Origin of the sequence: Jatrophihabitans sp. (assembly GCF_051960575.1) — a bacterium.
In the GTDB taxonomy this organism is placed as follows: Bacteria; Actinomycetota; Actinomycetes; order Mycobacteriales; family Jatrophihabitantaceae; genus JBQCEE01.
This window is the reverse complement of the sequence record NZ_JBQCEE010000282.1, coordinates 1-20,827: the sequence shown is the minus strand read 5'-3', so window position 1 is coordinate 20,827 and position 20,827 is coordinate 1. Positions and strand designations below refer to the sequence as shown.

Annotated in this window: 24 protein-coding genes; 21 read left to right on the top strand and 3 right to left on the bottom strand. The window is 74.0% G+C overall.

The features are described 5' to 3' along the window. The 12 genes from ACTHMS_RS15960 to ACTHMS_RS15905 form a co-directional block, all read left to right on the top strand. Positions 1-563, top strand: a 563-nt coding sequence (locus ACTHMS_RS15960) for an SAF domain-containing protein (RefSeq protein ID WP_440307656.1), incomplete at its 5' end; no start/stop codon positions are given. Beyond that, complete coding sequence (locus tag ACTHMS_RS15955) at positions 560-1,363, top strand: hypothetical protein (protein WP_440307655.1); 804 nt, start codon at positions 560-562, stop codon at positions 1,361-1,363. The genes ACTHMS_RS15960 and ACTHMS_RS15955, both read left to right, overlap by 4 nt. After that, a complete protein-coding gene (locus ACTHMS_RS15950) occupies positions 1,360-2,682 on the top strand; it encodes a CpaF family protein (protein ID WP_440307654.1) in 1,323 nt (440 codons plus the stop codon). Before ACTHMS_RS15955 ends, ACTHMS_RS15950 begins: the two co-directional genes overlap by 4 nt. Positions 2,683-2,686: 4 nt before the next feature. Next, positions 2,687-3,571: a type II secretion system F family protein gene (locus tag ACTHMS_RS15945; RefSeq protein WP_440307653.1), complete on the top strand. Its 885-nt coding sequence runs from the start codon at positions 2,687-2,689 to the stop codon at positions 3,569-3,571. Further along, positions 3,568-4,488, top strand: a complete 921-nt coding sequence (locus ACTHMS_RS15940) for a type II secretion system F family protein (RefSeq protein WP_440307652.1) — start codon at positions 3,568-3,570, stop codon at positions 4,486-4,488. Before ACTHMS_RS15945 ends, ACTHMS_RS15940 begins: the two co-directional genes overlap by 4 nt. 94 nt (positions 4,489-4,582) lie before the next feature. Then, positions 4,583-4,828: a hypothetical protein gene (locus ACTHMS_RS15935; protein WP_440307651.1), complete on the top strand. Its 246-nt coding sequence runs from the start codon at positions 4,583-4,585 to the stop codon at positions 4,826-4,828. Positions 4,829-4,831: 3 nt separating this feature from the next. Further along, complete coding sequence (locus ACTHMS_RS15930) at positions 4,832-5,239, top strand: TadE/TadG family type IV pilus assembly protein (RefSeq protein WP_440307650.1); 408 nt, start codon at positions 4,832-4,834, stop codon at positions 5,237-5,239. Next, entirely contained in the window at positions 5,236-5,409 is a 174-nt protein-coding gene (locus ACTHMS_RS15925) for a TadE/TadG family type IV pilus assembly protein (RefSeq protein WP_440307649.1), read from the top strand. Before ACTHMS_RS15930 ends, ACTHMS_RS15925 begins: the two co-directional genes overlap by 4 nt. Before the next feature lie 81 nt (positions 5,410-5,490). Beyond that, positions 5,491-5,652: a hypothetical protein gene (locus tag ACTHMS_RS15920; RefSeq protein ID WP_440307648.1), complete on the top strand. Its 162-nt coding sequence runs from the start codon at positions 5,491-5,493 to the stop codon at positions 5,650-5,652. Next, positions 5,649-6,110, top strand: coding sequence for a pilus assembly protein TadG-related protein (locus ACTHMS_RS15915; protein ID WP_440307647.1), 462 nt, complete (start codon positions 5,649-5,651; stop codon positions 6,108-6,110). The genes ACTHMS_RS15920 and ACTHMS_RS15915 overlap by 4 nt, the downstream gene beginning before the upstream one ends. Positions 6,111-6,192: 82 nt before the next feature. Continuing rightward, entirely contained in the window at positions 6,193-8,976 is a 2,784-nt protein-coding gene (locus ACTHMS_RS15910) for a hypothetical protein (protein WP_440307646.1), read from the top strand. A gap of 54 nt (positions 8,977-9,030) precedes the next feature. Beyond that, positions 9,031-9,327, top strand: a complete 297-nt coding sequence (locus ACTHMS_RS15905) for a WXG100 family type VII secretion target (RefSeq protein ID WP_440307645.1) — start codon at positions 9,031-9,033, stop codon at positions 9,325-9,327. Positions 9,328-9,426: 99 nt separating this feature from the next. Here the strand turns inward: ACTHMS_RS15905 and ACTHMS_RS15900 are convergent, their stop codons facing one another. Genes ACTHMS_RS15900 through ACTHMS_RS15890 form a run of 3 tightly spaced genes read right to left on the bottom strand, consistent with a single transcriptional unit; the run spans position 9,427 to position 10,445 of the window. Continuing rightward, positions 9,427-9,810, bottom strand: a complete 384-nt coding sequence (locus ACTHMS_RS15900; protein ID WP_440307644.1) for a hypothetical protein — start codon at positions 9,808-9,810, stop codon at positions 9,427-9,429. 33 nt (positions 9,811-9,843) lie between these two features. Next, positions 9,844-10,050, bottom strand: coding sequence for a hypothetical protein (locus ACTHMS_RS15895; RefSeq protein ID WP_440307643.1), 207 nt, complete (start codon positions 10,048-10,050; stop codon positions 9,844-9,846). After that, positions 10,047-10,445 carry a hypothetical protein gene (locus ACTHMS_RS15890; protein ID WP_440307642.1) on the bottom strand — a complete coding sequence of 133 codons (399 nt, stop codon included), beginning with the start codon at positions 10,443-10,445 and terminating at the stop codon, positions 10,047-10,049. Before ACTHMS_RS15890 ends, ACTHMS_RS15895 begins: the two co-directional genes overlap by 4 nt. Positions 10,446-10,593: 148 nt before the next feature. Here ACTHMS_RS15890 and ACTHMS_RS15885 point away from each other — a divergent pair, with 148 nt between their 5' ends. From ACTHMS_RS15885 to ACTHMS_RS15845, 9 genes are all read left to right on the top strand, one after another. Beyond that, a complete protein-coding gene (locus tag ACTHMS_RS15885; RefSeq protein ID WP_440307641.1) occupies positions 10,594-15,015 on the top strand; it encodes an FtsK/SpoIIIE domain-containing protein in 4,422 nt (1,473 codons plus the stop codon). A gap of 68 nt (positions 15,016-15,083) precedes the next feature. Further along, the gene (locus ACTHMS_RS15880) at positions 15,084-15,401 is read left to right on the top strand and encodes a hypothetical protein (protein ID WP_440307640.1); all 318 of its coding nucleotides are present in this window, start codon (positions 15,084-15,086) and stop codon (positions 15,399-15,401) included. After that, a complete protein-coding gene (locus ACTHMS_RS15875) occupies positions 15,398-16,702 on the top strand; it encodes a hypothetical protein (protein ID WP_440307639.1) in 1,305 nt (434 codons plus the stop codon). Before ACTHMS_RS15880 ends, ACTHMS_RS15875 begins: the two co-directional genes overlap by 4 nt. Before the next feature lie 19 nt (positions 16,703-16,721). Continuing rightward, entirely contained in the window at positions 16,722-17,288 is a 567-nt protein-coding gene (locus tag ACTHMS_RS15870) for a hypothetical protein (protein WP_440307638.1), read from the top strand. Then, positions 17,288-17,890 carry a hypothetical protein gene (locus ACTHMS_RS15865; RefSeq protein WP_440307637.1) on the top strand — a complete coding sequence of 201 codons (603 nt, stop codon included), beginning with the start codon at positions 17,288-17,290 and terminating at the stop codon, positions 17,888-17,890. Before ACTHMS_RS15870 ends, ACTHMS_RS15865 begins: the two co-directional genes overlap by 1 nt. Then, positions 17,887-18,483 (top strand): hypothetical protein, encoded by a 597-nt coding sequence (locus ACTHMS_RS15860; protein ID WP_440307636.1) that lies wholly within the window; start codon positions 17,887-17,889, stop codon positions 18,481-18,483. The genes ACTHMS_RS15865 and ACTHMS_RS15860 overlap by 4 nt, the downstream gene beginning before the upstream one ends. Positions 18,484-18,847: 364 nt before the next feature. Further along, positions 18,848-19,222 (top strand): 30S ribosomal protein S12, encoded by a 375-nt coding sequence (gene rpsL, locus ACTHMS_RS15855; protein ID WP_440307635.1) that lies wholly within the window; start codon positions 18,848-18,850, stop codon positions 19,220-19,222. A 1-nt stretch (position 19,223) separates the two neighbouring features. Further along, positions 19,224-19,694, top strand: a complete 471-nt coding sequence (gene rpsG / locus ACTHMS_RS15850) for a 30S ribosomal protein S7 (protein ID WP_440307634.1) — start codon at positions 19,224-19,226, stop codon at positions 19,692-19,694. Positions 19,695-19,751: 57 nt separating this feature from the next. After that, positions 19,752-20,827: elongation factor G (locus ACTHMS_RS15845; RefSeq protein WP_440307633.1), on the top strand; the 1,076-nt coding region annotated here is incomplete at its 3' end.

Below are 20,827 nucleotides of genomic sequence, written 5' to 3'. Positions count from 1 at the left end.
CCGCCCTGGTCGTCTACCGCACGGGGCAGAAGACCGACGTCCTCGTGGCGGCGCACGCGATCCAACCCGGCCAGCGGGTCACCTCGGCCGACTTCGACGTCGCCCGGGTGTCGACCGACGGCGGCGCGGTCATCGAGGCGTCGCGGCGCGGCGAGTTCGACGGCGACTACGCCATCACCGCCATCCCCGCCGACGCGCTGTTGAGCCCGCGCATGTTCCAGGCCGCCGACGTCATCCCCGGCAACGGCGTCGTCGTGGGCGTGAGCGTCGGCTCGGGCGCGCGCCCGGCGGGCAGCATCTCGCCGGGCGACATCGTGCGCGCCTACGACACCCCCAAGAACACCGACTCGGCCACGACCGACACCGGCAGTGCCGTGCTCGTCGACGCGGCGATCGTCGTCGACGTGCACTCGAGCAGCAGCGGCGACACCCAGGTCGTGTCGCTGCTCGTCGACCAGCAGGCCGCCGCCCTGCTCGTGCAGCGCAACGCCCAGGGTGAGGTCGCACTGGCCGAACTGCCCGCGGGCACGAAGCCGACCGTGCCGTACGCGACGAGCCCATGAGCGTCATCGGCCTCTGCTCGGTGAAGGGCGCGCCGGGCACCACCACGACCGCGATGCTGCTCGCCTCGCTGTGGCCCAGGCCGGCGGTGCTCGTCGACGCGGACCCGGCCGGCGGCGATGTCGCGCTGCGGCTGCCCGCGCCCGACGGGCGCCCGCTCGACCCGGCCAAGGGGCTGCTCACGCTGCTGCCGAACGCCCGGCGCGGGCTCGCGCCCGAGGTCGTGCTCGACCACGCGCACCAGGTGCTCGGCGGCGGGCGGATCATCGCCGGCGTCGAGGGTCCGGAGCAGGCTGCGGCCGCCGGGACGGCGTGGGTGTCGCTCGGCGATGCGTTGCGGGCCCTGCCCGAGCACGACGCCGTCGTCGACCTCGGCCGGCTCGACACCCGCTCGCCGGTGCTGCCACTCGCCCAGCGCGCCGACATCGTCGTCGCGGTGGTCGCGGCTTCGGTCGCCGGCGTCTACACCGCCCGCACGCGGCTGGCGCTGCTGCGCGACGCGCTCGTCGGCCCCGACGGCGCCGGCCCCGCACTCGCGCTCGTCGTCCGTGGCGGCGATGCGCGCGAGGCCGAGAGCGCCGCGGCGGTCATCCGCGAGGACGTGCCCGAGCTGACGTCCGTCGGCCGCATCGCCACCGACCCCGCCGCGGCCCGGCTGTTCGACGGGCAGCCGGTGTCGCGTCCCGAGCGGACGATGCTGGTGCGCTCCGGACGCGAGGTGACCACCGCCGTCGACGGGCTGCTCTACGTGCGCAGCTGGTCGGGCGACGGCGCCGCCGCACCCGCCGGGGGAGCACGATGACCACGACGAACGCGCTCGCCGACCAGGCGCTCGTGCGGCAGCTGCGTACCGAGGTGGCGAACCGGCTCAACCAGCAGCGCCGCAGCCTCGAGGTCGCCGGCCGCGCGCCGATGACCGCCGAGGACGAACGCCAGTACGCGCGCTCGTTGATCGTCCAGGTGCTCGAGGGCCACGCCCGTGACGAGATCGCGGCCGGCCGGTCGCCGCTCGCACCCGAGCAGGAGGAGTCGGTCGCCGCGGCGATCCACGCGGCGCTGTTCGGCGTCGGCCGGCTGCAGCCCCTGCTCGACGACCCCGACGTCGAGAACGTCGACATCAACGGCTGCGATCGCGTGTTCGTCGGCTACGCCGACGGACGCGAGGAATTGCACGCACCGGTGGCGGACAGCGACGAGGAGCTGATCGAGCTGATCCAGGTGCTCGCCGCGAACGTCGGCCTCACCAGCCGGCCGTTCGACGCCGCGAACCCGCAGCTGGACCTGCGGCTGCCCGACGGGTCACGGCTCTCGGCGGTCATGGGCGTGTGCGCGCGTCCGGCCGTCTCGGTGCGCCGGTCGCGGCTCGGCAAGGTGAGCCTCGAGGACCTCGTCGGCACCGGCACGATGACGCCCGAACTCGCGAGCTTCCTGCGCGCGGCCGTGCTGGCTCGCAAGAACGTGATGGTGGCAGGGAGCACCAACTCGGGGAAGACGACCCTGCTCCGGGCGATGGCGTCGGTCATCCCCCCGTCCGAGCGGTTGATCACCGTCGAGCGGGCGCTCGAGCTCGGCCTCGACGCGTTCGCCGACCAGCACCCGAACGTGATCGCGTTCGAGGAGCGCCTGCCGAACAGCGAGGGTCTCGGCGGCGTGAGCATGGCCGAACTCGTGCGCCGCTCGCTGCGCATGAACCCGAGCCGGGTGATCGTCGGTGAGGTGCTCGGCGACGAGATCGTCACGATGCTCAACGCGATGAGCCAGGGCAACGACGGCTCGCTGTCGACGATCCACGCCAACTCGAGCATCGAGGTGTTCAACCGCATCTCGACCTACGCGCTGCAGGCGGAGGAGAACCTGCCCGTCGAGGCGACGCACATGCTCATCGCCGGGTCGATCAACTTCGTCGTCTTCCTGCGCAAGCGCAACGACTACGAGCGCGGCGGCGGGCTCACCCGCATCGTCGAGAGCGTGCGCGAGGTGACCGGCGTCGACGGACGCGTGCTGTCCAGCGAGGTCTTCGCGCTCGGCCCGAACGGGCAGGCCGTGCCGCACGCCCCGATCGCGTGCATCGACGACCTCGAGCCGTTCGGCTACCGGCCGGGCGTCCAGGCGCGGTGGTAGCGCCGTGACGGGCCTGACCCTGCCGCTCGTCGTGGTGCTCGGCGCGCTCGTCGGACTCGGCCTGTTCGTCGCCGTGCTCGCCGTCGTCGGCGTGCCCGAGCGGCCGGCCGGGCGGCCGGGGCGCCGCCGCGCGCTGCCCCGCGGGCGCGAGGCGACCACCCGGCTCGCCATCGGCATCGGCGTCGGGCTCGTCGTCGCCCTGCTGAGCGGCTGGGTCGTCGCCGGCATCGCGCTCGGCCTGCTCGCCGGGCTGTGGGACCGCCTCGCCGGCGGCGACGGCCGTGAACGGGTCGGCATCGCCCGGCTCGAGGCGCTCGCCACCTGGACGGAGTCGCTGCGCGACACCATCGCCGGGGCCGTCGGCCTCGAGCAGGCCATCCCGGCCACCGCGGCCAACGCGGGCGTGGCGATCCGGCCGTCGCTGAACCTCCTGGTCGACCGGCTGCGCATCCGCGAGCCGCTCGCCGACGCCCTCACCGCCTTCGCCGAGGACCTCGACGACCCGAGCGCGGACGTCGTCTGCGCCGCGCTCGTGCTCAACGCGAAGCTGCGCGGCCCGGGTCTGCGCGACGTGCTGGGGGCGCTGGCCGTCTCGGCCCGCGAGGAGCTCGACCTGCGCCGTCGCATCGAGGCGAGCCGCAAGAGCATCCGGCGCAGCGCCCGGATCGTGCTGGTCATCGTGCTCGGTGTGATGGCGCTGCTGTCGGTGTTCAACCGCCGCTACGTCGAGCCGTACGGCACGCTCGCGGGCGAACTCGTGCTGGCGATCGTCGCGGTGCTGCTGGGCGGCGGGCTGCTCTGGCTGCGCCGCCTGGCCTCGCCGCGGCACACCGAGCGGTTCCTCGTGCACGACGCCCGCCTGGCCGAGCCGGTCGAGGCGGCGTCGTGACGCTCGCGATCCTGTTCGGGGCCCTGGCCGGCTTCGGGGTGTACGCACTCATCCGGGTCTGGCTGCGGCCCAGGCCCGGCCTCGCGGCGATGATCCACCGCATCGACGCGGGCACCCGCTCGATGAGCACCCGCACCGTGACGACGCTCGAGGCCGAGCGCATCGAGGCGGCCGCCCCGGGACCGGTGCAGCGGCTGGCCGACCGGCTCGAGGTGCTCGCGGTCGACCGCGGCTGGCGGCTCGGCCGCACCCGCACCGACCTCGCCATGATGGGCCAGTCGATGGGCGGGTTCCTGGCCAACAAGGTGCTCATCGCGCTCGGCCTGTTCCTGGTCGCGCCGGTGATCTGGTCGGCGCTCAGCCTGCTCGGCGCCCACATCCCCGCCCAGCTGCCCGCCCTGGTGGCGCTGCTGCTCGGCGCGGTCGGCTTCTTCATCCCCGACCTCAACCTGCGCAGCGAGGCCGAGAAGCGGCGCACCGACTTCCGGCGGGTCGTCGGCGTCTTCCTCGACCTCGTGGCGATGAACCTCGCCGGCGGACGCGGCCTGCCGGAGGCGCTGCTCACCGCGTCCACGATCAGCGACCACTGGGCGCTGGTGCGCATCCGGCAGGCGCTGGCGAACGCCCGGCTGTTCGGCACGACCCCGTGGGCGGCGCTCGGCGATCTCGGCCGCGACATCGGCGTGGACGAACTGCGCGACCTCTCGGCCGCGTTGACGCTGGCCGCCGACGACGGCGCCAAGATCCGCGCGTCCCTCTCGGCCCGTGCTGCCACGATGCGCCGTCGCGACCTGGCCGACGTCGAGGGCGAGGCCGGGGAGAAGTCGCAGTCGATGCTGGTCGCGCAGCTGCTCGTCTGCGCTGCGTTCATGATCTTCCTGGCGTACCCTGCGGTCGCGTCGCTGTCGGCCCAATGACCCGCTGTCGGGGTCGCGTGATTCGCCGGGTGGGCACGAATCGTCCCGTGATGGAAGAATCGCACCGGTCGCGCCACTGTCTGGGGGAATCCACATGTTGACCTACGTCCAGTTCCTGACCGAGGTACTGGTCGACCGAGTGCGCTCCGTGCGCGCCGACGACCGCCGCGACCGCGGCGCCTCGGCGCTCGAGTGGGCGATCATCGCGGCCATCGCCGTCGTGATCGCCTCGGTCATCGGCTACACGATCTACACCGTCGTGAACAACAAGAGCGACAGCATCCAGAAGTGCGCCAACGTCGCGGTCGGTGCCAAGTGCGACACCGGCGGCGGAGGCTGACCGATGCAGCGACCCCGGCGCGGTGACGACCGGGGCGTCAGCGCGGTCGAACTCGCGATCATCGGGCCGTCCCTGCTGCTGTTGATCTTCTTCGTCATCCAGGTGGCGCTCTACCTCTACGGCCGCTCGGTGGCGCTGCAGGCGGCCCGCGACGCGGTCTCGCAGCTGCGCCTCGCGCCCGATCGTGACCAGTTCGACGCCCTCGCGCCGCGCGTGCACGAGAACGCGGCGACGTTCGCGCAGCGCGTCGGCAGCGGCGCGCTCGACGACGTGGTCGAGCGCGACACGTACGCCGACGACCACGTCACCGTGGCGGTGACCGGCTCGACGATCACGCTCGTGCCGGGCTTCACCATCCACGTCACCGCCGAGGCGAGCGGGCGCTGGGAGCGCTTCGAGGACGCCGGATGAGGCAGCACCGCGACCGAGGGGCGCTGTCGCTCGAGTACGTGCTGACGGCGCCGCTGATCCTGGCCGTCTTCGGGCTGATCTTCGCCTTCGGGCTCATCGCCGAGACCAACGGTGTGCTGGACGCGGGCACGCGCGACGCCGCCCCGGCGGCGTCGCGCAGCAAAGACTAAGACCAGGCGCTGCGCATCGCGACGCAGACCGTGCGCGACGAGGTCGGGACGGGATCGCCGAGCTGTCTGCAGACGCTGCGCGTGACGATCGAGCCGGCCGGCGAGCTGCAGCCGGGCGAGACGCTGACCGTGCGCTCGACCTGCGTCTACGCGCTCTCCGACAGCGTCGGCGGCATCCCCGGCTCGCTCACCGTGAACTCGCAGTTCTCGAGCATGGTCGACCCGAACCGGAGCCTCGGATGAGACGCGACGACCGGGGGTCGATCCTGCCGCTGGTGCCCGGGGTGATCCTGGGGCTGCTGCTGCTCGGCGGGCTGGTCGTCGACGGCTCGCGCGACCTGCAGGCGCGCGGTTCGGCGCAGGCCTACGCCGAGGAGGCCGCACGGGCCGGGGCGAGCGCGATCGTGCCCAGTTCGACGGTGCTGCAGCTGAACTTCCAGCTGGCCCAGCAGCGCGTCGACGACTACTGCCGCCGGGCCGTCGGGGGCAACAGCAGCGTGCACGTCGTGTCGTGCCGGCTGACCGGGTTCAGCGACGCGACGACCTGCGGTGACGCGACCGCGCGGATCGTGGTGAACACCCAGGTGGTGCTGCAGATCGAGCCGACGCTGCTCGGCATGGTCGGGGTCACGAAGCTCTCGGCGACCGGTGTCGCGCACGCGCGTCCGTTCGAAGGACTGACGGCGGCGGACGCATGTTGATCGATCCGAATCGACGGGGGTGCCCGGATTCGCCTAGCCTGTCCGTACCGACCATATTCGTCTCGCGGCGGGAGGGCCTTCGATGACGACGGTGTCGCGACCACCCGACCGGCTGCCGCGCGCCGGTGCACCGGCGGACCGCGGCCGTGAGATCCGGCTCGGCCTGCTCGGCGTACTCGGCCTGCTCGTGCTGGTCATCGGCGTGCCGGTCGCCCTCGCGGTGTTCGTCGGCTACCCGCTGCCCCGCTCGGCCCCGTCGCGTGAGTGGCTGACGCAGTCGCTGTCGGCGACGCTCGTCGTCAAGGTCATCGCCTGCCTCGTCTGGGCGGTCTGGGCGCACTTCGTCGTCTGCCTGCTGGCCGAGTGGCGGGCCGTCCGGCGTGGGCGGCTGCCCCACTCGGTCGCCCTCGGCGGCAGCAGCCAGGCCCTCGCCCGGCGACTGGTCGCGGCCGCGCTGCTGCTCGGCGGCGCCGCCACGGCGTCCTTCCCGCACGGCGGCGGTGCGAGCCAGCCGGTGCGGCCGCCGGCCGCGACGGTGGCTGTCGCGCCGGCGACGGCGGCCCCGGTTGCCGAGCACCGGGCGACGCCCGCGGCGCCGACGGCCGCGCTGAAGTACTACGTCGTCTCGCCGCCCGAGGGCCGTCACCACGACTGCCTGTGGGACATCGCCGAACGCACCCTCAACGACCCGCTGCGCTGGAAGGAGATCTACGCGCTCAACCACGACCGCGTGCAGGTCGACGGCGCCCGGCTCACCGACGCCGACCTGATCCGGCCGGGATGGGAACTGCGCCTGCCCGCGGACGCGACCGGCCCGGGCGTGCACGACGCCCACACCGCGGCCCGCCACGCGGCGCCCGCGACCGCGTCCGACGCCTCGGCGCAGCGCGCGACGTCCGGCACGTCGGCGGTCGGCGGTGCGAGCGGTGCGACCGCCGCGACGACCCGAGGCGCGGGCGGAGCGGGCGCCACTGCCACGACCACCACGACCGCCACGACGGGCACGGCCGTCGGGGGTGTCGTGCAGGCGACGACGCACGCCGCCGCCGACCTCGGCGGGCTCGACCCGCGCCTGCTCGGCGGCGGGTTGATGGCCGCCGGCCTGCTGCTCGCCGTCGGCCGCCGCCGCGGGCCGCTGGCCCCCACCGACGAGGCGGCCGACGCGCTCGCCCTCATCGCCGACCTCGGCCGTGCCCGCCGGCTCGACCACGCCCTGCGCGCCCTCGCCGCCGCCCGGCGCGTACAGGGCCGCGTCCTGCCGCAGCCCGTCGTGGCCTGGGTGTCCGACGAGCGGGTCGACCTGCACCTGGCCGGTGGCGATGCGGGCGACCCGCCGGCGCCGTGGGCCGTGGGCGAGTCCGGCGCCTGGTCGGCGGCCCTCGACGACACCGACCGCGTCGTCGTCGCGGCGGACGTGGCCGCGCCCTTCCCGGCCCTGGTCGCCGTCGGTCATGACGACGGGCACGACCTGTTCGTCGACCTCGAGCAGGCCCCCGGGCTGGTCGCCGTCGCGGGCGACCTCGACCGCGCCCGCGACCTCGTCACGGCGATGGGTGTGCAGCTCGCCACCAGCGCCTGGAGCGACGGCGCGCGGGTCACCCTCGTCGGCTTCGCCGACGGCCGCGACATCGCGTCGCTCGATCCCGCCATCACCGCGGTCGACCACCTGGCACCGATCCTCGCCGACCTCGAGCGCGAGCACGAGCGGGCCGCACGGCTGCGCGAGCAGCTCGGCCTCGACGGCGTGCTCGCGGGCCGGCAGCTGCGGCGCGACGCGGGGTGGCGTCCGCACCTGCTCGTGCTGTCCGGGCCGCCCACGCCGGACGAGGTCGAACGCCTCGCCGCGGTGGTCGGTACCGGGCGCTCGCAGCACGCGGTGCTCGTCGTCGGCGACACCCGGCCCGCGCGCTGGCGCTTCGTCGTCGGCGCCGACGGGCGGCTCGACCTCGGCGTGCTCGGCGCCACGGCCACGGCGCATCGCCTCGGCCGCGCCGGGCTGGCCACCGTCCGCGAGCTGGTCGACGACGCGGTCGCCGCCCGCACCGACACCACCCGCAGCCTCACCGGCACGCCGACGCCCGTGGCGCCCGCCGGCCGTGCCGACGCAGCGCCCCGCGCGGTGCCCGACACCGGCCCGGCATGGGCGTCGGTGCAGCTGCTCGGCCCTGTCCGGGTCACCGCGCCCGGGCCGGTCGAGCCGCGCCGCGTGCCGCTGCTGACCGAGCTGGTCGTCGCCGTCGCCCTGCATCCCGACGGCGTGCACGACGCCGTGTTGCGCGCGTCGCTCTGGCCGCGCGGCGTCGGCGACGACGTGTTCGCGGCGACGATGCGCGAGGCGGTCGCCTGGCTCGAGTACGGCGGCCGCCGCGGCCTCGAGCAGGTCGACGGCCGGTGGCGGCTCACCGACGACGTGCGGGTCGACCGCGACGTGTTCGCCGCGCTCGCCACGGGCGGTGACGGTGAGCTCGACCGCCTGCGGCGCGCCGTCGAGCTGATCCGCGGTGAGGCGTTCTCGGCGACGCCGCCGGGCCGATACGCCTGGCTCGCCTTCGCCCGGGCCGGTCGCGAGACCCGCCTGGCCGCCACGGTCGCCGTGCGGCGGGCGGCGCACCTGCTGCTCGCCCAGCAGCGCGCCGACAGCGCCGACCAGGCCGAGGCCGTGCTGCGGCGCGGCCTGCTGCTCGTGCCGACGTCCGAGCCGCTCTGGCGCGACCTGCTCGTGCTGGTCGGCGACCGCGGGCCGGAGCCCGCGGCGGCCGTCGCCGACGAGCTGTACCAGACGCTCGACGCGCACCGCGTGCGTGCCGAGCCCGAGACCGATGCGCTCGTCGCGCATCTCGCCCCGGACGGGGCGCGCAGTGCCTGACCGACCGGCCCTGCGGGCAGTACCAGTCAATCCAACCGGTGAGGGAGCAGTCGCATGGCCAACCTGAATGTCACCTACCAGGACATGGAGGACGCCGCGGGGCGTCTCGTCAACGGGCAGCACGAGATCGAGGCGAAGCTGAGCGAGCTCAAGCGCCTCATCGACGGGCTCGTCGCGGCCGGGTACGTCACCGACCGCTCGTCGAAGGCGTTCGACTCGTCCTACGCCGAGTTCAACGACGGCGCGACGAAGACCATCGGCGGTCTCGAGGGCATGAGCAGCTTCCTCAAGAACGCCGCGCACGCGCTGTCGGACACCGACTCGCAGCTGGCCAACTCGCTCGGCAAGTGACCGGTGGACGGTGACCGGCGCTCGGCCGGTCACCGTCTCGGGTCGACACCGGAGACCGCGGTGAGGCGGCCGGTCAGTGCGCGACCGCGAACCCGCTCGTCATGATGGCGTCACCGGGATCATGCGCACCGCGGCGGCGAGGGCGACCAGGTCGTCGTGCAGGGCAACGGTGCGACGCAGTTCGGGCGAGACGCTGGTGAGCCACGCCTCGAGCCCTGGACGCAATGTCCAGACAAGGTGCACCGAGATCGAGACCGAGTCCGGATCGGGTCCCGCACCGGCCGTCACGCCGTGCCGGTAGTGCACGACCCAGGTCGCCTGCTCGCCCGTCAGGAGCCGCACGCGGTCGACGCGAGGCGGCTCGGTGAGTTCCGCCCGGTCGGCCCGGACCAGTTCGGCGACGAGTCGGCCCTGGCCGTCGTCCACGGTCTCCAGACCGAGGTGGACGAGCGCCAGGGACGGAATCCGCCCGTCGGATATCACGACGTGCAGCAGACGCGCGTCCCACCGCTGGGCTCAGGGGATGCCGCCCAGCCCTTCGAGATCCGCGGCGAACCTGGTGGCCCATGCCCGGCCGCGGTTGGTGTCCTTCGCCCAGGCTCTCGCGGCCCGCTCGGCCCAGGCGCGGGTGGCACCCCCGGCCTCCGGCGGCGGCACGAGCACCCAACGGGTCGGATCGAAGTCGATGACGAGCCGATGCTCCGCTCCGCCGGGCTCGCTCATGCGATCGGCTCGTGCATGTCCTCGACGAGGCCCAGAGCCGTCGCGCGTCGGGCCCAGCGACGCCACCGGAGGAGCAGGACCTCGGCGACGACGATGGCCCCGAGCCCGATCCAAGACCGGAAGCCCACGGTGAGCAGCACGGCGAGGGCGAGCACCAGAAACCATCGACGCCCCAGCTCGCGGTCACGTGCGAGGACGGCCTGTTCGCGCCAGACGAGTAGCAGCTCGGCGAGCGCGACAGGGAGCAGCGCCCAGCCGAACACCTCGTACGCGATGCGCATGAGGCGAGCGGGCGTGAACGCGAAGGGCAGCCACGCAGCGAGCACTGCGGGCCAGGCGACGAACGCCCAGACCAGGCGCCGGTACGGCGCGCCGCGGGGCTCGGTCGCGGTCATATCGTCCAGCCTCGGCTCGCTCACACCCACCGCTCCGTCGTGTCGCTGGGACATGGTGACACGGAGACCGCGAGTTTGAGCGGGCATGGGCGGATTTGCCTCCCCTGGCGGCGTCCGTGACGATCGGTCCTGACACGATCGGGACCTGATGCGCGTCGTACTCACGGTTGCGGCCACCGCCTGGGGGCGGGTGGCCGATGTCGTGCTGGAGGCCGACGCCACGACGCCCGTCGCCGAGGTCGCGCGGCGGGTCGCCGACCTGTTCGCCGCCGGCGGCGGCGCGGTGGTCGCACTCGACGCGTCGGCGCGACGCGGCGGCGCCCCGACGCTGTACGTCGACGGCCGGCCCCTCGCGCCCGACTGCCCGCTCGCCGAGAGCGCGCTGGTCGACGGCGTGGTCGTCGGGCTCGACGACCCGGGCGTCAGCCTCGTGGCCGAACCCGAGGGGGTCGCCGAGATCAGGGTCGTCGCCGGTCCCGGCGCCGGCACGGTGCACGTCGCGCCCCCCGGCACGCTGGTCGTCGGCGCCGACCCGTCCTGCCCCCTGCACCTGCCGGACGCAGGCCTGCCACCCGTCGCGGCCACCCTCGAGGTCGACCGCCACGGCGAGGTCACCGTGCTCGCCGCACCCGGCGCCGCGGCGCTGCTCGACCGCGCCGAGCTCGGCGACCGGCCCGTCGCGTGGCAGCCCGGCGCCGAGCTGCAACTCGGCCCGGTGCTGCTCGAGGTGTCACGTCCGACGCCGCCGGACGCCGCGGTCGAGCGGTCGGCCGACGGCCCGTGGCTCGACTACAACCGGCCGCCCCGGCTGCTGCCGCCCGAGCGGCAGACCGCCTTCCGCCTGCCGCGCCGCCCGGTGCCCCCGCGCGGCGGCGGCATCCCGATCCTCGGTGCCCTCGCGCCGACCGTGCTCGGCGTCGTCATGGCCGTGGTCATGGCCAACCCCGTCTACCTCGTCATGGCGGCGATGACCCCGCTCATGCTCGCGGGCAACGCGATCAGCTCGCGGCGGATGGGGAAGCGCAGCCACCGGCTGCAGCTCAAGGAGTACCACGCGACGCTCGCCGCGATCGAGGCCGACGCGGCCGCGGCCGTGGGTGCCGAGCGTGCCGCCCGGCGGGCCGCCAACCCGGACGCCGCGAACCTGCTGCTCATCGCGACCGGCCCGCGGGCCCGGCTGTGGGAGCGGCGGCGCAGCTCGCCCGACCACCTCACCGTGCGCGTCGGCACCGCCGACCTGCCGAGCGAGGTCGTCGTCGAGGATCCGGACGAACTCGAGCACCGCCGCTACGTCGAGCGGCTCGCCCTCGACGTGCCCGTCGCCCTCTCGCTGCGCGAGGCCGGGGTCATCGGTGTCGCCGGGCGCCCCGAGCTCACCCGCACGCTCGGGCCGTGGCTCGTCGGGCAGCTCGCGGTACTGCAGAGCCCGCGCGACGTGCAGTTCGTCGTGCTGACCGACCGCGAGGGTGCGGACGCGTGGCGCTGGGCCGCGTGGCTCCCACACTGCCGCCCGCAGCAGGGACAGGACACCGTCGCCCTGCTGGGCACGGACACCGAGACGGTCGCCCGCCGCGTGGCCGAACTGACCGCCGTGCTGAGCGCCCGGCGCGCCGCCGTGGCCCGCCGTGAGGTGGTCGCCGACCCGGACATCGTCGTGGTGCTCGACGGCGCCCGCCGGCTGCGTGCGTTGCCCGGCGTCGTCGGGCTGCTGCGCGACGGGTCCGCCCTCGGCGTGCACGCCATCTGTCTGGACGCCGACGAGCGGCTGCTGCCCGAGGAGTGCGGCGCCGTCATCACCGCCGGCCCCGCCGGCACCGCCTCCGGGGGAGGGCTGCGCGTGCAGCAGCAGCACGCCGACACCGTCGACGGCGTGCGCCCCGATCTCGTGCCGGCCGCCTGGTATCAGCGGGTGGCGCGCGCGATGGCCCCCGTGCGCGACGTGAGCGACGCCGACGACGACGCGGTGCTGCCGTCGGCCGCGCGCCTGCTCGACGTGCTCGAGCTCGAGCCGCCGACGCCCGAGGCCGTCGTCGGGCGCTGGACCGTCCAGCCGGCGAGTACCGCCGCCACCGTCGGCATCTCGCTCGACGGCCCCTTCGCCATCGACCTTCGCCGCGACGGCCCGCACGGCCTGGTCGCCGGCACGACGGGCGCCGGCAAGTCCGAACTGCTGCAGACCCTCGTCGCCTCGCTCGCCGTCGCGAACCGGCCGGACGCGATGACCTTCGTGCTCGTCGACTACAAGGGCGGCGCGGCGTTCAAGGACTGCGTCGACCTGCCGCACACGGTCGGCATGGTCACCGACCTCGACACCCACCTCGTCGAGCGCGCCCTCACCTCGCTGTCGGCCGAGCTCACCCGGCGCGAGCACATCCTCGCCGGGGCCGGGGCGAAGGACATCGAGGACTACGCCGACGCGGCCGCCCGCGACCGTGGCCTCGCACCGCTGCCGCGACTGCTCATCGTGATCGACGAGTTCGCCTCGATGGCCCGCGAACTGCCCGACTTCGTCACCGGCCTGGTGAACATCGCCCAGCGCGGACGCTCGCTCGGCATCCACCTGCTGCTCGCCACGCAGCGTCCGACCGGTGTCGTGTCGCCCGAGATCCGCGCGAACACCAACCTGCGCATCGCGCTGCGGATGACCGACCCGAGCGAGAGCAGCGACGTCATCGACGCCCCGGACGCCGCGCGGATCAGCAAGGGCACGCCCGGCCGGGCCTACGGGCGGCTCGGGCCCGCGTGGCTGGTGCCGTTCCAGGCCGGCCGCGGCGGCGGCCGGCGGCCCGGCACGCGCGGCGCCCACGAGCGGCGCGAGGTGTGGGCGCAGGTGCTCGACCGCGACGACCTCGGCCGCCCGCCGGCGCAGCCGCCGCAGCGCGGCGGCGCGGTCGAGCAGGAGGAGCTCACCGACCTCGCCGTGCTCGTGCAGGCGATCCGGGGCGCCGACGCCCGCCTCGGCCTGCCGCCCCAGCACAGCCCGTGGCTGCCCGCGCTGCCGGACCTGCTCACCACCGACGAACTCGCCCGGATCGGTGGCGTGCCCGACGGGGCGGTGCCGAGCGTCCCCTTCGCGCTCGAGGACCTGCCGGGCCAGCAGGCCCGCCGCGTCGCGGCGATCGAGTGGTCACGGTTCGGGCACCTGTTCATCGCCGGGGCGCCGCGGTCGGGACGCTCGCAGGCGCTGCGGACGATCGCGGGCATGGTCGCGGCGCACGTCAGCACCGCCGACGTCCACCTCTACGGCATCGACTGCGGCAACGGCGCCCTGCTGCCGCTGACCGCGCTGCCGCACTGCGGCGCGGTGGTGCAGCGGACGCAGGCCGAGCGCGCCACCCGGCTGATCACGCGGCTCAAGGCCGAGGTGCTGCGGCGCCAGGAGCTGCTCGGCGCCGGCGGTTTCGCCGACATCACCGAGCAGCGGGCCGCAGCCGCCCCGGACGAGCGGCTGCCGCACCTGCTCGTGCTCGTCGACCGCTGGGAGGGCTTCGTGCCCTCGCTCGGCGAGCTCGACGGCGGTGCCCTGACCGAGGCGCTGTGGATGGTGCTGCGGGAGGGCGCGTCCGTCGGCGTCCACGTCGTCATCAGCGGTGATCGCTCGCTGCTCACGGGGCGCATCTCGGCGCTGACCGAGGACAAGCTGGTGCTGCGCCTCACCGACCGCGGCGACTTCTCGCTCGTCGGCCTGAACCCGCGCAAGATCCCCGAGGAGATGCCGCAGGGACGCGCCTTCCGCGCCGACTCCGGCATCGAGACCCACGTCGCCGTGCTCGGCGCCGACCCGTCCGGCCCGGCGCAGGCCGAGCAGCTGCGGGTCATCGCGGCCGAGGCGGCGGAACGCGACCGGAAGGTGCCACGGGCCCGGCGGCCGTTCCGCGTCGACGTGCTCCCGAGCCGGCTGCCGTTCGCCGAGGCGTGGACGATGCGCGCCGACGACGTGAAGCGGCCGCTCTGGGGCCTGGTCGGCGTCGGCGGTGACGAGCTGCTCGCCCTCGGCCCCGACCTGGCCGCCGGCGCCCCGACCTTCCTCGTCGCGGGGCCGCCGAAGTCCGGCCGCAGCAGCGTGCTCGTGAGCATGGTGCGCTCGTTCCTCGAGGGCGGTGCCGAGGTCGTCATCACCGCGCCGCGCCCGTCGCCGTTGCGCGACCTCGCCGGCACGCCCGGGGTGCGGGCCGTGCTCACCGACGACGACCTGACCGAGACGCTGCTCGCGTCGCACCTCGACCAGGGCGACGACCCCGTCGTGCTCGTGATGGACGACGCCGAGCTGCACAAGGAGATCAGCGGCAAGGACTGGCTGCGGGCGTTCATCCGCTCCGCCCCTGACCGCAGCCGGGGCATCGTGATCGCGGGCAACGCGGCCGACGTCGCGTCCGGCTTCTCGGGCTGGCAGATCGACGTGAAGAAGCAGCGGCAGGGCGCACTGCTCTCGCCGCAGGACCTCACCGACGGCGACCTGATCGGCGTGCGCGTCCCGCGGTCGTCGATCGGCGGCCAGATCCAGCCGGGCCGCGCGCTGCTGCACCTCGGCGACAACGAGCTCGTCGCCGTCCAGGTGCCGATCGGCTGAGGGCGCCCGACGCACCGCGTCCACCGCCCCGGTCGCGTGACCGACTCGCCCGAAATACACTTTCCGCCATGAGCGACCTGGTCGTGGATTTCGAGGAACTCGAGCACTCGCAGCAGGCACTCGAGAAGATCAAGAACGAGTTCGAGCACACGACCAAGCGGGTCGACGGCATCGAGGACATCTGGTCCGACGACGCGGTGCGCGACGCGATGCACGACTTCGCGCACAACTGGAAGGACCACCGCGAGAAGCTCATCGGCAAGATGGACGACGCCTACAAGCACTCGCAGGCCTGCCTCAACTCCTTCCGCGCGACCGAGGAGAAGCTCGCGTCCGCGCTCGACGTCCATCCCACCGGCGGCGGCGGCCGGGTGACCGCCCGATGAGCGCGCGGCCGGGCAACTGGGCGCTTCTCACCGGTGACGGGCGCGATCCCGTCCCGGGGGACCCCGAGGCGGTCGCCGCCCAGGCGCGCTACTACACCGACATGGCGTCGACGATCCTCGCCGAGGCCGACCGGCTGTCCCACCTCGGCAGCGGCAACGAGATGGTGGGCAAGTTCGCCAAGTCGCTGCAGGACGACCTGTCGAAGCTCTCGGGCGAGGTGCGCAAGGCGCACGAGCGGTACGCGGCGGTCGGCTCGGCCCTCGGCCCGTTCGCGCACGCGCTCTTCGACGCGCGCGACGAGTCGGCCGGGGCGCTGCGCGACGCCGAGGCAGCCCACGCCGCGCAGCAGTCGGCGGCCGCGTCGCCGAACCCGCAGGCCACGCCGGGTGGCCCCCCGCTCACCGACCACCAGAAGGCGCTGGCCAAGGCGCACAGCGACAGCGTCCAGCGGGCCGACGGGCAGCTGCAGGCGGCGCAGCGCCGGCTGCAGCACGCGCTCTCGGCGCTGCACGACGCGGGCAGAACAGCGGCCGGCAAGATCGGCCACGGCTCGGACGACGACCTGAAGGACCACCACCACTGGTGGGACGTCGTGGTGAGCATCGTGAAGGTGGTCGTCGAGGTGGCGAACTACGTCGCCGCGGTGGCGGCGATCGCGATGCTGTTCATCCCCGGCCTCGACCTCATCGACCTCGCGCTCATCGCGACCTTCGTCGCCTTCGCCGGCGACTCGTTCCTCTACGCCACCGGCAACGCCAGCTTCCTCGACCTCGCCCTGGACGCGGTCGGCCTGCTCACGCTCGGCATGGGCGGCGCCGCGGCCCGCAGCGCGGAGGTGCTCGAGAAGGAGGGCGCGCAGTTCGCGGTCAAGTACGCGGGCCGCAACTACAAGGAGTTCGCCGGGCTGGCGCGCGACGGGATGCCGACCCTCACCGGCAGCGCGCAGACCTTCGCCCGCGAGGTGGCCGCGGACGCCCGCGCCGGCACCAGCACCATCGACCGGCTCATCGTCGGCGGTGACCGCGAGCTGGCCGCGGCGCACAACGTGCTCACCGACCTGGCGACCACGTTCCCGCGCAGCACCAAGCTGGCGGCCTACGCCGCCGAGGGGCAGCGCTACTACCGCACCGCGCAGGGCGCCTGGGCGCTCGGCTCGGCGACGCTGTTCGGCAACCTCGCGCTCAGCCCGAGCTCGCTGCCGTGGGTCAACCACCACAAGCCGTACTGGCCGGCGTACAACGACTTCAAGGAGCACTTCGTGCCGCACAGCCGGTTCACGGTCGAGGAGCTGCCGTGGTGACGGCCCGGCCGATGCCGCGATGACGGGCTGGCGGATCGACTTCGACGAGGCGCTGTGGGTGCCCGTGCCGTTCGAGTTCCCGGACGGCCCGGACGCCACGGTCGAGCAGTGGGCCGAGCACCGCGCGGCCGAGCGGCGCGCCCGCGGCTGGGGCGAGACCGCGCAGTCGGGGCCGCTCGAGCACCTGTTCCTGAACCTCGCCGCCGTCGCGGAGCGACAGGCGGCGAAGGGCAACCTCTACGTGCTGCTGCCCGACGACGCCCCCGCGGTGCTGCTCGTGCTGGTCAACATCGCGCCCACCGGCGACCGGGGCGAGCTCGCCGAGCAGCTCGGCGCCGGCGACCCCGCCGGGTACGACCGGCCGCAGGTGACCCCGCTCGAGACGCCGGCGCTGGGCGAGGGGCTGCGCGTGCTGCGCTACGACACCGACGGGGCCGGCGCGCTGACCGGCACCCTGGCCTACGGCTTCCGTGCCGAGGGCGCCGACATCCTCGTCTGGACGCAGGCCGACGACCCGGCGGCGCTGCAGCTCGCCGTGCCGTTCCTCGACCGCTTCGTCCAGGGCATCCACCCGGTGGCCGCCTGATGGCCGGGCCCGGGCGTCGGCCCGCCGCACGGACCGCGGCGCCGCACTACCGCAAGGGGCGCACGCCCGTGCGTCCGGCGTCGAGCGGGTCGACCGTGCCCGTGGACGCGCGCCGCCCGGCGTCGGCGCCAGCGGCGCCGCCGGCACCCCGCACGGCGCCGGAGGGCATGGGGCTGTGGCAGCGCATCCGGTGGATCGCGCCCGACGACCCCGGCCCGGCCTGGGCCGTGCTCACCCTGCGCTTCCTCTTCCTCGCGTGGGAGGCGCTGTTCTTCGGCGTGCTGGTGTTCGACATCGCCGCCGTCGGCATCGCGGCCGCGGCCGGGCACCACTTCGACGGCGCCGGCCTGCCGGTCTGGGTGCCGTTCGGCTTCGCGGCGGTCGTCCCGGTCACCGCACTCGCCGCCGGCCCGCGGCTGTGGACCGGCCGCTCGGCGTTCATGCTGCTCGTCCTCCCGTGGCTGGTCGTCGCCCAGTCCTTCATCGCCGACCACGGCCTGCGGGTGCTGTGGCTCGTCGTCCCGACGACGGCGCTGGTGCTCGTCCTGGTCGCGGTCGGGTACGCCCGGCGGCGTGCGGGCCGGTCGGGCGCGGCGTCGTGACGGGTGCCGACCTCGCCCCGGGGGCCTTCCGGCTCGCGCTGCCGGCCGGCTGGGTGCGCCTCGACGTCCGGGGTGATCTCGACGCGACGGTGCGCGAGGCGGTCGAGTCGGTGCGGCCGCCGGACCTGCCGCGCGACGAGTGGGCCCCCCGCCGGGCGAAGCTCGAGGGGTTGCTGCGGACGGCGGCCGCCGGGGCGGCGTCCATCGACGCGCTCGGGCTGTATCTGCCTCTCGGGGGCATGCACGGCATGAGCATCCCGGCGTCGTTCGTCGTCGCCGAGGCGACGCAGCTCGCGGGCGGCAGCGTGCAGGAGGTGCTCACCGCGCTCGCCGCAGCACCCGGCGCGGCGCTCGCCTCGGTCGACGGCGAGCCGTCGGTGCGCACCGACGAGGTGGTGACGCCGGCACGGCCGTCGGGCGGCGTCGAGGTGCCGCCGACCCGCCGGGTCGCCTACGTCTTCCCGGCGCCGCACTCGTCGCGCTGGCTGACGGTGACCTGCTCCGTGCTGGCCGTCGAGGAGGCCGCGGCGCCGGTCGTCGGCGCGCTCGTGACCCTCTTCGACGCGGTCATGACCACGTTCCGCTGGGTCTGACCGATCACGCGGGACCCCGGGGAATGATCCACACCGGACGCCGGTTGCAAACCTGGGCGGCCGGCCGGGGGGCGTTTTGCAACTCCGCAGTGGCAGCAGGTAGGGTTGCAGCTTGTGCCCGGAGCGATCCGGGTTCGATCCGTGCCCGACCAGCTCCACCGGTGCGGCGCACGATCTCCATCCAAGCGGTACCAACGCAGATTCTGCGCGGGGATCGCGCTGCGAACCGGGCGACACGCCCGACCGCGGGGGTCGGAGACGATGCGCGGGCGGGCCACAACACCACAGCAGACGCACCACGACAGCACACCGATAGCGCATCGAACGAGGCCGTGTGCCTCACGAGAAGGAGATTGCAGGCCGCATGCCTACGATCAATCAGCTGGTCCGCAAGGGTCGCGAGGACAAGATCGGCAAGACCAAGACGCCGGCGCTCAAGGGCTCGCCGCAGCGTCGGGGTGTCTGCACCCGCGTCTACACGACCACCCCGAAGAAGCCGAACTCCGCGCTGCGCAAGGTCGCCCGCGTCCGGCTCACCAGCGGCATCGAGGTCACCGCCTACATCCCGGGTGTGGGCCACAACCTGCAGGAGCACTCGATCGTGCTCGTGCGCGGCGGTCGTGTGAAGGACCTCCCGGGCGTCCGCTACAAGATCATCCGCGGTTCGCTGGACACCCAGGGCGTCCGCAACCGCAAGCAGGCCCGCAGCCGCTACGGCGCGAAGAAGGAGAAGAGCTGACATGCCCCGCAAGGGTCCGGCGCCCAAGCGCCCCCTCGTCATCGACCCGGTGTACAGCTCGCCGCTCGTCACCCAGCTCGTGAACAAGATCCTGCTCGACGGCAAGCGCTCGCTCGCCGAGCGCATCGTCTACGGCGCCCTCGAGGGCACCCGCGACAAGACCGGGGCCGACCCGGTCGTGACGCTCAAGCGCGCGCTCGACAACGTCAAGCCGGCCCTCGAGGTGAAGAGCCGCCGCGTCGGTGGCGCCACCTACCAGGTGCCCGTCGAGGTCAAGCCGAACCGCAGCACCACGCTGGCGCTGCGCTGGCTGGTCGGCTACTCGCGCCAGCGGCGGGAGACGACCATGACCGAGCGGCTCATGAACGAGATCCTGGACGCGAGCAACGGCCTCGGTGCCAGCGTCAAGCGACGCGAGGACACCCACAAGATGGCCGAGTCGAACCGCGCCTTCGCGCACTACCGCTGGTAACCCCAGCACCCGCACGTCTCAAGCCGACCACCCACACGGCAGGAATCGAGAAGGACCATGGCAAGCACCGCCGACCTGGCCAGGACCCGCAACATCGGGATCATGGCCCACATCGACGCGGGCAAGACCACCACGACCGAGCGGATCCTCTTCTACACCGGCATCAACTACAAGATCGGTGAGGTCCACGACGGCGCGGCCACGATGGACTGGATGGAGCAGGAGCAGGAGCGCGGCATCACGATCACGTCCGCCGCGACGAAGTGCACCTGGAAGAACCACACCATCAACATCATCGACACGCCGGGCCACGTCGACTTCACCGTCGAGGTCGAGCGGTCGCTGCGCGTGCTCGACGGTGCCGTCGCCGTCTACGACGGTGTCGCCGGCGTCGAGCCGCAGACCGAGACGGTCTGGCGGCAGGCCGACAAGTACAACGTCCCGCGCATGTGCTTCGTCAACAAGCTCGACCGCACGGGTGCCGACTTCTACCGCTGCGTGCAGATGATGCGTGAGCGGCTCAACTCGAACGCCCTCGTGCTGCAGCTGCCGATCGGCAACGAGGCCGACTTCATCGGCGTCGTCGACCTCGTGCAGATGCGCGCGCTGGTGTGGCGCGGCGAGACGAAGATGGGCGAGGACTACGTCGTCGAGGAGATCCCGGCCGAGCTCGCCGACCAGGCCGCCGAGTACCGCGACAAGCTGCTCGAGCAGCTCGCCGACGTCGACGACGCGATCGCCGAGAAGTACCTCGAGGGCGAGGACATCGACGTCCCGACGCTGAAGGCCGCCATCCGCAAGGCGACGCTGGCCGACCTCGTCAACCCGGTGCTCACCGGCACCGCGTTCAAGAACAAGGGCGTGCAGCCCCTGCTCGACGCGGTCGTCGACTACCTGCCCTCGCCGCTCGACGTCGGCGCCGTGCACGGCACGCTGCAGGACGGCGAGACCGAGGCGCAGCGCGAGCCGGACGAGAGCGAGCCGCTGTCGGCCCTCGCGTTCAAGATCGCGACCGACCCGCACCTGGGCAAGCTGACCTTCGTCCGCATCTACTCCGGCGTCGTCGAGAACGGCGCGCAGGTCCTGAACTCCACCAAGGACCGCAAGGAGCGGATCGGCAAGATCTACCAGAT